We start from the raw sequence: 15,243 nt of genomic DNA, 5'->3' as shown, positions 1-15,243 counted from the left end.
GATGCGTCAGCCGCGCCCGTCCGACACGGCGCCGGACGGGCCAGCCGCCCCCATGACCGACCAGCCGGTGCCTGGCAGCCAGGGACGGAATAGCCAGGGACGGATGCCCGACCGCGAGAGCATGAGGCAGTTCATCGCCGGTGCGACCGGCCGCGTGGGCAAGCGTGAAATCGCACGCGCCTTCGGCCTCGGGCCAGAGCATAAGGCCGCGATCCGCGACATGCTGCGTGATCTGGCACTTGAGGGGACGGTCGTGCCGGCCGGGGCAAAACGCTTCCGTGTGTCCGACCGCCTGCCGGAATCGGCGGTGGTGCAGGTCACGGGCACCGACCCCGACGGCGACCCCATCGCCCGTCCCGTGGCATGGGCACATGAAGGGGCCGCGCCCGTCATTTTCATGCATGCCGAACTTCGTGGCCGTCCCGCGCTGGCGCCGGGACAACGCGTGGTCGCACGGCTGAAGAAGATCGGGCCGGGAAAGTATGAGGGGCGGACACTGCGCCGTCTGGATGATGCGCCGGCACAGGTTGTAGGGCTGTATCGGGCAACGCCGCCCGATGATCCCGACACCGCACGCACGCCCCTGCGGTACCGCGAGGCCGGCCGCCTGATCCCCGCCGACCGCCGCGCCCGCGCGCAATGGAGCATCCCGGCCGGCGAGGCCATGGACACCCCCGATAACGAGATCGTCGTGGCGACCCCCCTGCCACAATCCGGCCCCGGCCTGCATCCGGCCCGCATCATCGAACGGATCGGCCCAGCCGACAGCGCACGCACCATCAGCCTGATGTGTGCCTGCGCCCACGGCATCCCCCACACCTTCCCCGCCACATGCACGCACGAAGCCGACGCCGCGCGCGCCGTGCCGGTCACGGGACGTACCGACCTGCGCGATGTGCCGCTTGTCACCATCGACGGGGCGGATGCACGCGATTTTGATGATGCGATCTATGCCGAGCCTGAGGGTACGGGATTCCGCCTGATCGTCGCGATTGCCGATGTGGCATGGTATGTCCGGCCCGGCAGCTCGCTGGATCAGGAGGCCCGGCGGCGCGGCAATTCCGTCTATTTCCCCGACCGCGTCATTCCCATGTTGCCAGAAGCCCTGTCGAATGGCTGGTGCTCCCTGCGACCGGGGGAGGACCGGGGCTGCCTGTTCGTGGAGCTTCATGTCGATGCCGGGGGCACAACCACGGCGCAGCGCTTTGGCCGGGGCCTGATGCGCAGTGCCGCGCGCCTGACCTATGAACAGGCCCAGGCCGAATCCGAAGGCCATGGCGACAGCATGACAGCAGCCCTGCCCGAAGGGATGGTCGGTTGCCTGTTCGCGGCATGGCGGGTTCTGGCCGCCGCCCGCGCACGACGCGGCACGCTTGACCTCGACCTTGCCGAACGCAGGGTCGTGCTGGATTCCCTGGGCCAGGTGGAGACGATTGGCCCGCGCCTACGCCTCGACAGTCATCGCGTGGTGGAAGAATTCATGATTGCGGCCAATATCGCCGCCGCGCGGGAACTGGAAAACCGTCATTATCCATGCCTTTATCGCATTCATGCCCCTCCCACGCCCGAAAAGCTCGAATCCCTGCGCGCGGCTCTCGCCACGCTCGACATACGTCTGCCTGCGGCTGGCATGATCGGGGCATCCGACCTTGAGGGCGTGTTGCGCGCCGCGCAGGGACAGCCTTATGCGCCACTGGTCAATGAACTGATCCTGCGTGCGCAGAACCAGGCGGAATACAGTCCCGACCCGGTCGGGCATTTCGGCCTGACGCTGACGTCGTATGCCCATTTCACCAGCCCGATCCGCCGCTATGCCGACCTGGTCACGCATCGTGCGCTGATTGATGCAACCGGGCTGGAACGTGGCGGCCCCGACCATGGGCGCACGGCGCTGGGCCAACTGGAGGAAATCGGGAGGGCGGTCACATCCACCGAACGCCGCGCCGCCGCCGCCGAACGCGACGCCATCGAACGCTATGCCGCGTCATGGCTGTCGGGACGGGTGGGCACGGTCATGGCAGGACGGGTCACCGGGCTGTCGCGCTTTGGCGTGTTCGTGACGCTGGATTCCACCGGCACGACGGGCCTGCTGCCGCATGGGGCGCTGCCGGTTGACCAGTGGCACCATGATGAGATCACGCAGACACTTTCAGGACGCCATGGCGGGATCACCTTCCGGCTGGGACAGGAAATCGCGCTGCGTCTGGATGAGGCGTCGCCCCTGACCGGGGCGCTGGTGTTCGCGATGCCTGATACGGTCGCGGGACAGGACATGGCGCCGCCACGCACACGCAGGCGACGCGGATGAAACGCCGTTCGCTGTTACCCCCCCTCCTGCCGCCCCTATGCGCGATAGTGTCCGTCACGATCCTGCGCACGCCGCCATCATCACCGTCATCGCCCACGCGGGAGGGAATGCCGCGTGGGCTGCGCATGATCCTGCAGGTGCCGCGCGATACGTTCCTGATGATCCTTGTCGTTGCCCGCCTGACGGGTGCGGCCTATGCCGATGACGCTCTGGTTTCCCCCGCGCCTGATCCCCCACCCCACCCCACACCCGTGCAGGCCAGCGACACCAGCCCGACGCAGGACCATTTCGATCCGACTCTGACCTCTTCCGTGCTGCGCGCCAGCCTGTCCTTCCTGCTGCCCCGCACGCTCGACATCCATACCGTGCGTGATTTTGGCCTGTGGGGCCTGAATGGGCTGAGCGCGATCGACCCGTCGCTGACGGTGGAGGAACAGCATGACATGCTGCACCTGTCGGTGGCGCAGCATACGGTCCTTGCGCTGGCGACTCCCGCTGCGGACGACCTTGCGGGCTGGACCGACGCGATCACCCGGATGATGGAAACCGCGTGGGAACGTTCCGCCGACATGCGCGCCACCGGGCAGGATGGCATGTTGCAGGGGTTCTTTGACGAACTGTTCAACCATCTTGACCCCTATTCACGCTATGTCGCGCCGGACGCGGCGGTTTCGGACCGTGGCATCCGCACCGGCGGCACCGCCAGTGCGGGCCTGACGCTGGGCCTGGACCATCACGCCATCATCATCACGGCGGTCAATGCGAACGGCCCGTCATGGCCGACCGCGCTTTCGGCGGGGCAGGTCATCTATGCCGTCAATGGCCGTTCAACACAGGATCGCACGGTGGAGGCGGTTTCAACATGGCTGCAGGGACCACCGGGCAGCCTTGTGCGCCTGCTGGTGGGGGCGCCGGGACGACGCCGCACCACGGTTTCGGTGCGGCGGGAATCCGTCCCCCCGGAAACCGTCTTCGCCTATACCAGCGGTCATCACGTTGTCCTGCACATCACAGCATTTTCCGCCAACACCGCCGAGGAGATGAGCCAGTACCTCGACGAGGCGATGAATATCGCGCATCTGAGTGGCCTTATCCTCGACCTGCGCGGCAACCGCGGCGGCGTGCTGCAACAGGCGGTGACGACATCTGCGCTGATGCTCGATCACGGGGTCGCGGCGATCACGCAGGGGCGCGACCCACAGGCAAACCATGTCTGGGCGGTGCAGGGCGGCGACATGACCAATGGCCTGCCGATCGTCATCCTGGTTGATGGCCGTACCGCCAGTGCGGCCGAAATCCTTGCCGCCGCGCTGGCGGACCAGAAACGCGCGGTGGTCGTTGGCAGTGCGACACTGGGCAAGGGGCTGGTACAGACGATCGGGCAGATGCCCAATGGCGCGGAACTGTTCGTGACGTGGAGTCGCGTCCTCGCCCCGCTGGGCTGGCCGCTACAGGGGCTTGGCGTCATGCCGCAGATCTGCTCCAGCCTGGGTGAAGCCAACCTTGAACGCCAGCTTCAGGACCTTGCCGCAGGCAATGCCGAAAGTGCCACATGGGTGCGTGCCTCGCGCCTTGCGCGTTATCCGCTGGAAGTGTCACGCACGCTTGCGATCCGCAAATCCTGCCCGGCTGCGATCGGGACGGATAATGATCTTGATGCCGCGCATTCACTTCTGGATAACCCGGAGGAATATCGCGCGGCGCTGGCGACCATTCCCGATGATCCTGCCGCGCCGCCTGCCCACGCGGAGTAGGGGCCACAATATATTGTGTTATTCCTGCATGCCTCCCTTTGTATTTATGCAAAACTGGAACAGTCATGATGGATGAGGAACCCCGGCTGAAGACCTCGATATGGGTCAGCGCGGTCCTGCGGCAGGCCAATCTGGCGGGGAATCCCGCCGTTGTGCTTCATCGTGGCGATGCGGATGCCGGTGGCGTGATGGTGGTGTTGCGCGACCGTCACGACGCGATGTCGGTACTGGCCCAGACACGTGCCCCCGATGGACGGCGGGCATGGTTCCGGGCTACAGGAAAGGCGGCCGTGGATCAGGCCGCCGTGGATACGTATGTTGAACGGCAGATGAAACGCGATCCCGATCTGTGGGTTGTGGAATTCGAGACGCCTGATCTGGCGCCACCATTTGAAGCAAGGCTGATATGAAGCGCGTGATCTTGCAAAGGTAAAAAGCGTCATTTGACACGCTGTCATGTGTGACATCTCGCACACAGTTGAAAATGACAGTGGGTCATGCCGCCGAAAGCGGCAGTATGGTCACCGCTTATGGATTGTCAGGGTGCGCATCTTTCCGCAAAAGAATGCACAGACTGACCGCCCAGAGGAACATGGCACGTTCACCCGACCGGGCAACATGTTGGAAATGGCCCGTCGAAGGGAGAAGAAGAGTATGAATCTGCGGTACGGACTGCTTGCAGGGTCTTTATTGGCTGGCTCGGTTACCCTGGGCTCCGTGCTTGTATCGGTTCCGGCATTCGCCCAGCCCGTTCAGGGCCTGTATATGGCGGGCGAAGGCGGTGCCAGCCTGCCGCAGGGACAGGTCGTGCGTCATTCAGACGCACGTGACAAGTACAGCCCAGGCGCGGTCGGAATTGGCAGTATCGGCTATGGTCTGGGCAATGGCTTTCGTGTCGAGCTTGAGGGCCATTTCCGCCATAACAACCTTGAATCCCTCGGCTCGATGGGTGGGAAATACAATGCCCACACAAATGGCCGTCAGGAAGAATCCGGCCTGATGGCCAATGCGCTGTTCGACCTCGACATCGGCAAGAGCTGGCTGTTCCCCTATTTTGGCGCGGGCATCGGCTATGGCTGGCAGAACATGAACGCGCTCATTACCGGCAATTACCAGGGGCAGGCCTATAGCCAGCATGTCGGCGGCACCTATGGCAACTTTGCCTATCAGGGGATATTCGGCCTTGCCTTCCCGATTCCATGGGCGGTTGGGCTGTCGGCGACGGCGGAATACCGGTTCTGGACCATGCTGGGGCCGCAATCGCACCATTCCGTCATTTCCGGCCCTGCCACGGCGGCGCTGAATTCCGATTACGGGTTCCGCAACGGCAACCGCGATACGCGCACGGACTTCAACCACTCCCTGATGCTGGGGCTGCGTTACGAGTTCAATCCCGCCCCGCCGCCACCACCGCCCGTCAGCGCACCCGCCGCGCCCGCACCGGTGGAAAACCGCACCTATCTGATTTTCTTCGACTGGGACAAAAGCACGTTGACCGAGCGTGCGCGCGCCATCGTCGCCGTTGCGGCGCAGGCATCCACCAGCACCCAGACCACCCGGATCGAGGTCAACGGCTATACCGATACCTCCGCCAGCCATCCGGGTCCGCAGGGCGAACATTACAACCAGGAACTTTCCCTGCGGCGCGCCCAGACCATCAAGGCGGAACTGGTACGTGACGGCGTACCCGGCCCGTCCATCGACATCCATGGCTTTGGGGAGGCCAATCCCCTTGTCCCCACCGGCCCGAACACGCGCGAGGCGCAGAACCGCCGCGTGGAAATCATCCTGCATTGAGGCCTGCCCGGTTACGGCCCGATTTCCGCCGACAGGACAACCGGACATGAAAAAAGGCGGCCCCATTACGGGAGCCGCCTTTTTTCATGTCCGTATCTGAAATCATGAAGATCTTTTCAGGAGCGCCCCCCTGAAAAAATCTTCACAGGAAAATTCATGATCCCGGCATGTTATGTTTTTTCAAAGCCCCCTTCAGACCAGGCCATTGAACAGCGAGGTCGAAAGGTAACGCTCTGCAAAAGATGGGGCGATGGTGACGATTGTCTTGCCTTCGTTTTCTGGCAACCGCGCAAGCTGCATGGCCGCATGCAGCGCCGCCCCCGAAGAAATCCCCACCGGGACACCATCAAGGCGCGCACAACGCCGGGCAGCGGCGATCGATTCCCGTTCTGATACCGTCAGGATACCATCAAGGCTGTGAAGATCGAGCGTATGGGGACAAAAGCCGGGCCCAATTCCCTGAATGCCATGCGGGCCGGGTTCATCACCATTCAGGACGGCGCTTTCGACCGGTTCGACGCCAAAGACCTGCAATCCCTTCTTGCGGGATTTCAGCCCATGGGCAATGCCGCTTGCGGTGCCGCCCGTGCCGACGCCGGCTACGACGATATCCACCTCACCGCGCGTATCAACCCAGATTTCCTCTGCCGTGGTGGCCGCGTGAATGGCGGGATTGGCCGGATTGTCGAACTGACGCGGCATCCATGCGCCCGGCGTGTTCTTCAAGATCGCCTCAGCCCGGGCAATCGCACCCGCCATGCCAAGGCGCGCAGGGGTCAGTTCCAGTTGCGCATCCAAAAGACGCAGCATCTTGCGCCGTTCGACCGAGGCCCCTTCGGGCATGGTGACAATCAGGCGATATCCCCGCGCCGCCGCGACAAACGCCAACGAAATGCCGGTATTGCCCGATGTCGGTTCCACCAGGATGGTCTTGCCCGGTGTGATTTCACCACGCCGTTCGGCGTCCATCACCATCGCCGCGCCAATCCTGTCCTTGACCGAACCAAGGGGATTGAAAAACTCCAGCTTCATCAGAAGGCGGCTTTTCAATTCGTCCTCCCGCATCAGATGGGGCAGTTCCACCAGCGGCGTCCCGCCGACCGTCTCGGTAATCGACCCGTAAACCCTGCCACGCGGCTGGGCAAAGCCGAATGTCATATCCTGCTCGGTCGAATCATTCATATGTCGGGACTCCTGTTGGTCGGATCATCATACAGATCGTGTTCCCTGACATAATCCACTGTCACGATGAACAGAAGCGTGGATCATCCGGGCAATTGCTGATAAATTCACGACAGGCAACTTTGTTTCACAAACAGGACCGTACGATATGCTTCTTCGGTGTGACAGGACCATGATCGCGATACTGATCATGCTTGACGTGGCATTTCATGCGGGGCGCAATGGAACCGTCAGTGCGGCGGACATTGCCGATCGCGCGAATCTGGCGCGCCGTGGGATCGAACCCCTGCTGCAGACGCTGTCACGCTCCGGACTGTTGGAAAGCATCCGTGGCCCGCGTGGGGGCTATCGCCTTGGCCGTCCGCGCCGCGACATCCTGCTGTCCGATATTCTGGAGGTTGTGACGGCGGACGAATCCACCGATGGCGGCCCGACAGGCCAGCTTTTTGAAAAAGTGATCGAACCGTGCTGGAAAGAGCTGGACGACACGGTCGAAAAACGATGTCGCAAGCTGACGCTCGATGACCTTGTGAAACGGGCTGAACATAGCGGCATGCGCCGCCCCCTGCCCGAACCCATTACATTTTCCATCTGAGGGGCCACCTTACAGGCAGGCCCGACGCGATCGCGCCATTACGATGGCACATGTCCCGTCGCCTTTGTAAATATGGACGACATCAGCGGCTTCTGACGGGTTTCGGACGCGTATCCGAATAATTTTCCCCACGACAGGGGCACGCATCCGCAGCAGGCCGCCACGGATGCATGGGATCATGCAGGGACCATGACCCCGGTTATTTTGCCGCGGTGCCGACGCCCGGCGCTTCGACATGGGCCGTGATGTTCAGCGTATCGCGCGGTTCCTTTTCCCCACGGATCAGTTGCACACGGAACGTGTCATTGCCGGCATAGGCAGTGTTCGCCGTATATGTCACATAAGTGTGATCGTTATAGTTGTAGATGAAGGCCTTGCCATGTTCCGGCGCGGGCGACACCCCAAAGGATGCATAGGCATGGCCGTCAGGCTTGCGCACCTCAACCGCGCAATATCCGTCGTCGCTGCGCACCTGCATCGTGGTGGCCTGCGTATCCTTGCCGGTCGATGCCAGCGGGTCCGTATGGCACAGGCCCGACACCTTCATGTAATTGTAGGGGTTGGGGGGACCGCCGAGATTCACAGCCGGTTTGTTCATACATCCGGCGAGCAGAACGCCCGTCGTCATCATCATTGCAGACAGTCGCAGTCGCACTCGATCAGCTCCGCTCTCTAGTAATCGCATCCATCCGGCATGCCCGTCCGGCCCGAACGCACCCGGCGCGGGACACATGGAGGACAGACTGCCACCGCCCCGCTCTAGAGCAACATGGCCGCAGGTGAAAGACCTATCCTTGATCCACACGAGTCGGTGACTATGACGGCAGGGTATGCACTTTTTTTGTCCGGGGGCATCTCCCCTCCCTTTTGGCCGATATCCGATTAGGGTATAGAGCCTGTCAGCATTTCATTTTTGCCGGTTCATGTGGGGGTCCACGGATCCGGCGACACTCACGCCGCAAGATCTGGAGAACCGTCCTGATGTCTTTGTCCTTTTGGCGCGCCGCGGCCGCTGGCCTCGCTCTTGCCGGCCTTGTCAACTCTGGCCATGCGCTGGCCGCCGGTCCGTGCTCCCCTTCCCCCGCGCACGAGGCATTCGATGTGCAGGGGCTCAAGAGTGAACTGATGGTCACTGCCCTGTCATGTGGCGCACAGGACAAGTACAACAGCTTCGTCACCAAATTCCGCCCCAAGCTGGCGGGCGAGGAAAAGGTCCTGACGGCCTATTTCCGCACCACCTATGGCCGCAGCGCACAGCGCCAGCATGACGATTACATCACGCAGCTTGCAAACGTGCAGTCCGAGCGCGGTCTGAAATCCGGCACCGCCTTCTGCCAGCAGCGCATGTCGATGTTTGACGAGGTGCAGGTCCTCGAAAGTGCTGCCGACCTGTCGAACTATGCACAGGCCAAGGACATCTTGCAGCCCGCGTCCTACCTGACATGCACGGCGCCCAACCATCCCGCGCCCGCAGCCACGCGCTCCAGCACACGTTCCACACGCCGCACGGTCCGAAGCTGATACGGGCAAGCCCGGCAGCCATGGTGTAAACAAGGAAAAAGGCCGGTCCATGTGTCCGGCCTTTTTTGCGTGCATCCCCCCACGCATCGGGCATTATGGCCGCGTGCAGGTGTCTATGTCTTGACATCACACGGTCTGAAAGCACAAAGAACAGTTCATGAACGACGATCTTTTCTCCAAGCCCGCCGCCCAACGCCGGACACAGGCACGCAAATCCCGCGCCCCTGCTGACGCCCCACGGGCCGGGAGCGAAGATTACGACGCCAGTGCGATCGAGGTGCTGGAGGGGCTTGAACCCGTGCGTCGGCGTCCTGGCATGTATATCGGCGGCACGGATGAAACCGCCTATCATCACCTGGCGTCCGAAATCCTTGATAACGCGATGGACGAAGCCGTGGCGGGCCATGCCTCTGTCATCGACGTGTCGCTGGAGGCAGGGAACTGGCTGACGATCCGTGATAACGGGCGTGGCATCCCGGTTGACCCGCACCCCAAATTCCCGCAGCGTTCAGCGCTGGAGGTCATCCTGACGACGCTGCATGCGGGGGGCAAGTTCTCGGGCAAGGCCTATGCCACATCCGGTGGCCTGCATGGCGTGGGATCGTCGGTGGTCAACGCCCTGTCCGCCCGGATGGAGGTGGAGATCGCGCGCGATCGGACAGTGTGGCAGCAGGTTTATGAACGCGGCATCCCTCTTGCCCCGATCGAAGAGGTCGGCCCGACGCAGAACAGGCGAGGCACGCAGATCCGCTTTGTCCCCGACCCGCAGATTTTCGGAAAGCTCCATTTCTCGCCCCTGCGCCTGTACCGCCTGTGCCGGTCCAAGGCATTCCTGTTCCGGGGCGTCACCATCCGCTGGTCATGCGATCCGGCCCTGATAAAGGGCACGGACGTCCCGGCGGAATCCGTCCTGCATTTTCCCGGGGGCCTGGCCGACAGCCTGCGTGACGAACTGGGCAATACCGCGCTGCTGACCGACATCTGGGCCGGGGATGCGGACCTGCCGACGGCCGTGGATGGCGAAAGCACCGGACGCATGGAATGGGCCATCGCGTTTGTCGAACGCGGGACGACAGGGCTTTCGTCATACTGCAACACCATCCCGACCCCCAATGGCGGCACACATGAAACCGGCTTTCGCACCGCATTGACCAAGGGGCTGCGCAACTGGGGCGAACAGCGATCCAACAAGCGCGCGGCCACGATCAATGCCGATGACATCATGGGCCTTATCTCTGCCAAGCTGTCGGTCTTTATCCGCGACCCGCAATTCCAGGGCCAGACCAAGGAAAAGCTGACCAGCGGGGAAGCAAGCCGCCTGGTGGAAACGGCGCTGCGCGACCGGTTCGACCACTGGCTGGCGGGCAACCCGCCACAGGCGGATAACCTGCTTGCGGTCGTGATCGAACGCGCCGAAGAACGCCTGCGCCGCAAGGAAATGAAGGACACCCCGCGCAAGAGTGCGACACGCCGCCTGCGCCTGCCGGGGAAACTTACGGACTGCACCCGTGAAAATGCCGCCGAGACGGAAATCTTCCTTGTGGAGGGGGACTCGGCCGGTGGGTCGGCCAAACAGGCCCGCAATCGCGAGACACAGGCCGTCCTGCCCCTGCGTGGCAAGATCCTGAACGTCGCCAGCGCCTCGGCAGAGAAACTGCGCGCGAACCAGGAACTGCGCGACCTTGTGGAGGCACTTGGCTGTGGCATTGGCGAACATTTCGACGCCAGCCGCCTGCGCTATGGCCGTATCATCATCATGACCGACGCCGACGTGGATGGCGCGCATATCGCGTCACTGCTGATGACGTTCTTCTATCGTGAACTGCCGGCGCTGATCCGTGGCGGGCATCTCTACCTTGCACAACCGCCGCTCTATCGCCTGACGCAGGGAGGCAAGACCGTCTATGCGATGAACGATGGTGATCGTGAACGCAGGCTGAAGCGCGAGTTCAAGCCCAATGCAAAGGTCGAGGTTTCACGCTTCAAGGGGCTTGGCGAAATGCCACCATCGGACCTGAAGCAGACAACCATGGACCCGAAGCACAGGACGCTGCTGAAGGTCGTCACCCCGATCGAAGACAGCAACCTGACACGCGAACGGGTCGAACACCTGATGGGACGCAAGCCTGAGCTGCGTTTCCAGTTCATTCAGGAACATGCCCGGCAGGTGGAAAACCTCGATATCTGAGGGAACAGCCCACCTTCTATTCCCATGCCAAATGGAAGGCAGTCTGGGGAAACTGTTTGCACGAAAACTGAAAAGGACGCCCCACCGATACTATGGTGGTGGCGTCCTTTTTCTTTCTGGACTGTTTGAAAACGCCCCATTGGGAGGACAGGGCGAAAGTCCTTACGCGCGGCCATCCCCCCAAAAAAGTAACGCCTCTGGACACTTTCCAGGACCAGATTTTCCAAAAACGTTCTTTGTTTTTATTGCGTTACTGACATCTCTTTTCCGGGCCGCTCCCACCTGTGCTCAGGGAAAGGCGGGGCAATCCCGCCCAGCCCTAGCCGGCCGCAGTCTGCGCCACGGGGGCCATACTGTCGGATGCAACGACCGGGGCGGGTTGCACAAGGCTGCTGACCGTCGGGTTGAACACCCGCAGGAAAGTACCCGGATGGATACCCATCCATAACGTCACCACCGCCAGGGGCACCAGCACCGCAAGTTCGGGGCCGGTCAGGTCCCGCAGGAGGGCGACCATACCCCCTGCCCCCTGCCCGAACATCACGCGGCGATACAGAACCAGCATATAGACCGCCCCGAGGATCATGCTCGACCCGCCAAGGAACGCCAGCCAGAAGGACACATGGATCGCACCGACCATCACCAGCAGTTCGCCCACGAACGCCCCTGTACCCGGCAGGCCGATATTGGCCATCACGAACAACATCGTCAGCGTCGCCAGCACAGGCATTTTGTGCGCGACCCCGGCAAGGGCCGAAATCTCACGTGTTTCCGCACGCCATGACACGGCAGAGACACAAAAGAACAGTGCCGCGATCACGATACCATGGGACAGCATCTGGAAGATCGCGCCGTCGATTCCCTCTGGCGTCAGGGTGAACAGCCCGATCGCGATCACCCCCATATGGGAAAAGGAGGAATAGGCGATCACCCGTTTCATGTCCGTCTGCGCCAGCGCGATGATCGCGGCATAAATAACGGCCACAACGCCCAGCGTCAGGATATAGGGCGCAAACACCCGCGCCGCATCCGGGAACATCAGCACGCCAAAGCGCAGCAGGCCATAGGCCCCGGCCTTTGACAGTACACCCGACAACATGACCGAGGCAGGGGTCGGGGCCTCGGTATAGGCATCGGGCAGCCATGCATGCAGCGGAAACAGCGGCAGCTTCACCCCAAATGCCAGGATGAACCCCGCCAGCAACCAGCCCTGCATCGCGTGGGAGAAGGAGGCATGCTGCAAGGCCGGGATATCGGTGGTGCCCGCCACGTTCCACATCACCAGCAGCGCGATCAGCATGAACAGCGACCCACCAAACGTGAACAGGAAGAACTGCAACGAAGCCCAGACACGTTTCGGCCCGCCCCAGATCCCGATCATCAGGCTGCCGGGCAGGAGCGTCGCTTCATAGAAAACATAGAACAGCACGAGGTCCTGCGCGGAAAACAGGCCAATCAGCGTGGTTTCCAGCAGCAGCATCGCCACCATGTAATCACGCACCCGCGTATTCACCAATTTCCATCCGCCAATAATCGCAAGCGGGGTCAGGAAGGTAGAAAGCAGCACGAACATCAGGCTGATGCCGTCCACACCAGCATGGTACGACACGCCAAAGGCGGACGCCCATGTCGCACGCTGCTCGAACTGCAACCCGATATGGGTGGGATCGAACTGCACCCACATGACCACGGACAGGACGAACACGATCGCACTGGTCCACAACGCCACCCACCGCGCAGAGGTCTCGACCGCTTCGGTCGTACCTCGCGTCAGCATGATGGCCAGAACGCCCCCTAGGGGCAGATATGTGACGAGGGAAAGCAGGATCGGGTGCACGTCAGTCTCATCGCCATGGAAAGATGGACCGAACTTAGGGACATTACGGAAATGAAATCCAGCCGCCTGCCGCTCACGTTCTGCCGAGCAGGAGGCCCCAGCCCCCCTGCACCCCCTTCTTACGCATCATGATGACAGCATGCGCAGCAACCTCAGCGACGGCCGAACATCCGCTCCAGATCGCCTTTTTCCAGCTTCAGCCACGTGGGCCGACCATGTGAACAGGTCCCGGCGCGCGGGGTTCGTTCCATGTCACGCAGCAGGGCGTTCATTTCCTCGTGTGTAAGGCGTCGGCCCGCCCGCACACTGCCATGACAGGCCATGCGTGCGATGATCGCATCCAGCCGCCCATCGACTGCCTGGGCCTGCGCCGGGGCCAGAAGTTCATCCTCCGCCAGTTCTTCTGCCAGGTCACGCAGCATCGCGGCTGCATTCCCCCCACCCAGCAGGGCTGGCACGGTGCGCACCATGACCGCATCGCCACCAAAGGCATCAATTTCGAGTCCGAGGGCTGACAGCGTATCGGCAAAGGACATCAGCAGGTCGGCCTGCCCCCTGGGCATGTTCACCACCTCGGGCAGTAGCAGGCGCTGCGCACGGATCTCACCGCCCAGATACTGCGCACGCAAGCGTTCGTGCGTCAGGCGTTCATGGGCCGCATGCTGATCCACCAGAACAAGTTCCCCCCGCGCGGTTTCCGCAAGGATATAGGTGCCCAGAACCTGCGCCACGGCAGCGCCAAGGGGGAAATCAGCCGCGGGTTCCGGATTAAGCATAGGGGAGGACACAGCCCCTTGCACCGCGGGGATATCCGCCTCTGACCATCTGACCACCTGACGCGCGCCCGGTGCGATATCCATCAGCGGCAGGCGGCGTTCGGCGACGCCTTCGGCCATCGGCGGTCCATCATCCCCATCCGGCGGAAATGGCGACATCTGCACCGGCGATACCGGCGGGGCTGATGCTGGTTCAGGTGGATACCAGATGCGCGCCCCACCTGCGGGCCGCGACTGTAACAGGCCGGGCCGCACGCCTGCGACGCCCGCACCGATTCCCAACGCCCGGCCCAGCGCACCAATCACCAGCGCACGCACGGCCGCCGCATCGGCGTAACGCAGTTCGGTCTTGGCGGGATGGACATTGACGTCCACCTGCTCTGGCGGGATCTGCAATGACAGGGCCACGACCGCGTGGCGGCCATGTTCCATGACGTTGCGATACGCCACACGCACCGCCGTACGCAGCACCGGGTCCACCACCGGACGCCCGTTCACCAGCAGCAGTTGCCCATTGGCCGTCGCACGATGCACCGAAGGCGCACAGATATAGCCCGACAGGCGCAGGTCCCCGCGCTCCGCCTCCACCGGGATCAGGCCATCGGCCTGCCCGGCATCCAGGATGGCCGCAGCCCGCGCCGCCATGTCCTGCGCCGGAAGGTCAAGGACGACACGTTGATCGAACTGCAGGCGGAAGGCCACATGCGGGGCCGACAGGGCGAGGCGGCGGACGGTGTTTTCCGCATGGCCCGACTCCACCCGCGCACTCTTGAGGAACTTGCGTCGCGCGGGGGTTGCAAAAAACAGGTCTTCCACCACGACACAGGTGCCCACCACCCCGGCACAGGGACGCGGTTCGTCCACCCGGCCCCCTTCGACGCGGATGGACCATGCGGTGGGCGCCCCCCGCGTGCGTGAGGTCACGTTAAGACGTGCCGCAGCCCCGATCGACGGCAGCGCCTCCCCACGGAAACCAAGGGTCGCGATCCGCACCAGCGTCTCGTCCGACAGCTTTGACGTGCAATGACGCTCCACCGCAAGGCGCAGGTCATCGGGCGTCATGCCGCAGCCATCGTCGATCACCTCGATACGTTCAATGCCACCATGCAGCAATGCGACCGAAATCCGCTGCGCCCCGGAATCGAGCGCATTTTCCACCAGTTCCTTGAGTGCCGCCGCCGGTCGTTCAATGACCTCGCCCGCCGCAATGCGGTTGACGACCTGTTCGGACAGGCGACGGATCACGGGACGGTCCGCGATGGGGGGATGTTCTGTCATAGGTGGC

The 15,243-nt window shown here is 62.8% G+C and carries 11 protein-coding genes; 7 read left to right on the top strand and 4 right to left on the bottom strand.

Annotated features, from left to right (window positions below; translation table 11 throughout):
• Position 1: 1 nt before the first annotated feature.
• The 4 genes from FYB92_RS05745 to FYB92_RS05730 all read left to right on the top strand — a co-directional run bounded on the left by FYB92_RS05745 (position 2) and on the right by FYB92_RS05730 (position 5,859).
• Positions 2-2,308: a ribonuclease R family protein gene (locus FYB92_RS05745; RefSeq protein ID WP_408902340.1), complete on the top strand. Its 2,307-nt coding sequence runs from the start codon at positions 2-4 to the stop codon at positions 2,306-2,308.
• Positions 2,305-4,062 carry a S41 family peptidase gene (locus tag FYB92_RS05740; protein WP_332828340.1) on the top strand — a complete coding sequence of 586 codons (1,758 nt, stop codon included), beginning with the start codon at positions 2,305-2,307 and terminating at the stop codon, positions 4,060-4,062. The genes FYB92_RS05745 and FYB92_RS05740 overlap by 4 nt, the downstream gene beginning before the upstream one ends.
• A 65-nt stretch (positions 4,063-4,127) precedes the next feature.
• Positions 4,128-4,472: a DUF1491 family protein gene (locus tag FYB92_RS05735; RefSeq protein ID WP_003622312.1), complete on the top strand. Its 345-nt coding sequence runs from the start codon at positions 4,128-4,130 to the stop codon at positions 4,470-4,472.
• Between the two features lie 244 nt (positions 4,473-4,716).
• Positions 4,717-5,859 (top strand): OmpA family protein, encoded by a 1,143-nt coding sequence (locus FYB92_RS05730; protein WP_332828339.1) that lies wholly within the window; start codon positions 4,717-4,719, stop codon positions 5,857-5,859.
• 192 nt (positions 5,860-6,051) lie between these two features.
• Here the strand turns inward: FYB92_RS05730 and cysK are convergent, their stop codons facing one another.
• Positions 6,052-7,041 carry a cysteine synthase A gene (gene cysK, locus FYB92_RS05725; protein WP_003622308.1) on the bottom strand — a complete coding sequence of 330 codons (990 nt, stop codon included), beginning with the start codon at positions 7,039-7,041 and terminating at the stop codon, positions 6,052-6,054.
• 148 nt (positions 7,042-7,189) lie between these two features.
• Between cysK and FYB92_RS05720 the strand changes: the two genes are divergently transcribed.
• Positions 7,190-7,636, top strand: a complete 447-nt coding sequence (locus FYB92_RS05720) for an Rrf2 family transcriptional regulator (RefSeq protein WP_040511131.1) — start codon at positions 7,190-7,192, stop codon at positions 7,634-7,636.
• A 199-nt stretch (positions 7,637-7,835) separates the two neighbouring features.
• Here FYB92_RS05720 and FYB92_RS05715 read toward each other — a convergent pair whose 3' ends face one another.
• Positions 7,836-8,234: a hypothetical protein gene (locus FYB92_RS05715; protein ID WP_225578778.1), complete on the bottom strand. Its 399-nt coding sequence runs from the start codon at positions 8,232-8,234 to the stop codon at positions 7,836-7,838.
• Positions 8,235-8,617: 383 nt separating this feature from the next.
• On the opposite strand from FYB92_RS05715, the gene FYB92_RS05710 reads away from it, so the two are divergent.
• Entirely contained in the window at positions 8,618-9,157 is a 540-nt protein-coding gene (locus tag FYB92_RS05710) for a hypothetical protein (RefSeq protein WP_003622301.1), read from the top strand.
• 157 nt (positions 9,158-9,314) lie between these two features.
• On the top strand, positions 9,315-11,345 hold the full coding sequence (gene parE / locus FYB92_RS05705) for a DNA topoisomerase IV subunit B (protein WP_003622299.1): 2,031 nt from the start codon (positions 9,315-9,317) through the stop codon (positions 11,343-11,345).
• Between the two features lie 319 nt (positions 11,346-11,664).
• On the opposite strand, the gene FYB92_RS05700 is transcribed toward parE, so the two are convergent.
• Positions 11,665-13,182: an NADH-quinone oxidoreductase subunit M gene (locus FYB92_RS05700; RefSeq protein WP_332828338.1), complete on the bottom strand. Its 1,518-nt coding sequence runs from the start codon at positions 13,180-13,182 to the stop codon at positions 11,665-11,667.
• Between the two features lie 152 nt (positions 13,183-13,334).
• Complete coding sequence (mutL, locus tag FYB92_RS05695) at positions 13,335-15,236, bottom strand: DNA mismatch repair endonuclease MutL (protein ID WP_332828337.1); 1,902 nt, start codon at positions 15,234-15,236, stop codon at positions 13,335-13,337.
• Positions 15,237-15,243: the final 7 nt, after the last annotated feature.

Origin of the sequence: Novacetimonas sp. GS1 (assembly GCF_036686925.1) — a bacterium.
Lineage (GTDB): Bacteria > Pseudomonadota > Alphaproteobacteria > Acetobacterales > Acetobacteraceae > Novacetimonas > Novacetimonas hansenii.
This window is presented reverse-complemented; position numbering and strand designations above follow the sequence as displayed.

Excerpts from the sequence above, each read along its gene's own strand:
- FYB92_RS05735 (WP_003622312.1), top strand. The coding sequence starts at position 4,128 with ATGATGGATGAGGAACCCCGGCTGAAGACCTCGATATGGGTCAGCGCG.
- FYB92_RS05720 (WP_040511131.1), top strand. The coding sequence starts at position 7,190 with ATGCTTCTTCGGTGTGACAGGACCATGATCGCGATACTGATCATGCTT.
- parE (WP_003622299.1), top strand. The coding sequence starts at position 9,315 with ATGAACGACGATCTTTTCTCCAAGCCCGCCGCCCAACGCCGGACACAG.
- FYB92_RS05740 (WP_332828340.1), top strand. The coding sequence starts at position 2,305 with ATGAAACGCCGTTCGCTGTTACCCCCCCTCCTGCCGCCCCTATGCGCG.
- FYB92_RS05715 (WP_225578778.1), bottom strand. The coding sequence starts at position 8,234 with ATGAACAAACCGGCTGTGAATCTCGGCGGTCCCCCCAACCCCTACAAT.
- FYB92_RS05745 (WP_408902340.1), top strand. The coding sequence starts at position 2 with ATGCGTCAGCCGCGCCCGTCCGACACGGCGCCGGACGGGCCAGCCGCC.
- mutL (WP_332828337.1), bottom strand. The coding sequence starts at position 15,236 with ATGACAGAACATCCCCCCATCGCGGACCGTCCCGTGATCCGTCGCCTG.
- FYB92_RS05710 (WP_003622301.1), top strand. The coding sequence starts at position 8,618 with ATGTCTTTGTCCTTTTGGCGCGCCGCGGCCGCTGGCCTCGCTCTTGCC.
- cysK (WP_003622308.1), bottom strand. The coding sequence starts at position 7,041 with ATGAATGATTCGACCGAGCAGGATATGACATTCGGCTTTGCCCAGCCG.
- FYB92_RS05730 (WP_332828339.1), top strand. The coding sequence starts at position 4,717 with ATGAATCTGCGGTACGGACTGCTTGCAGGGTCTTTATTGGCTGGCTCG.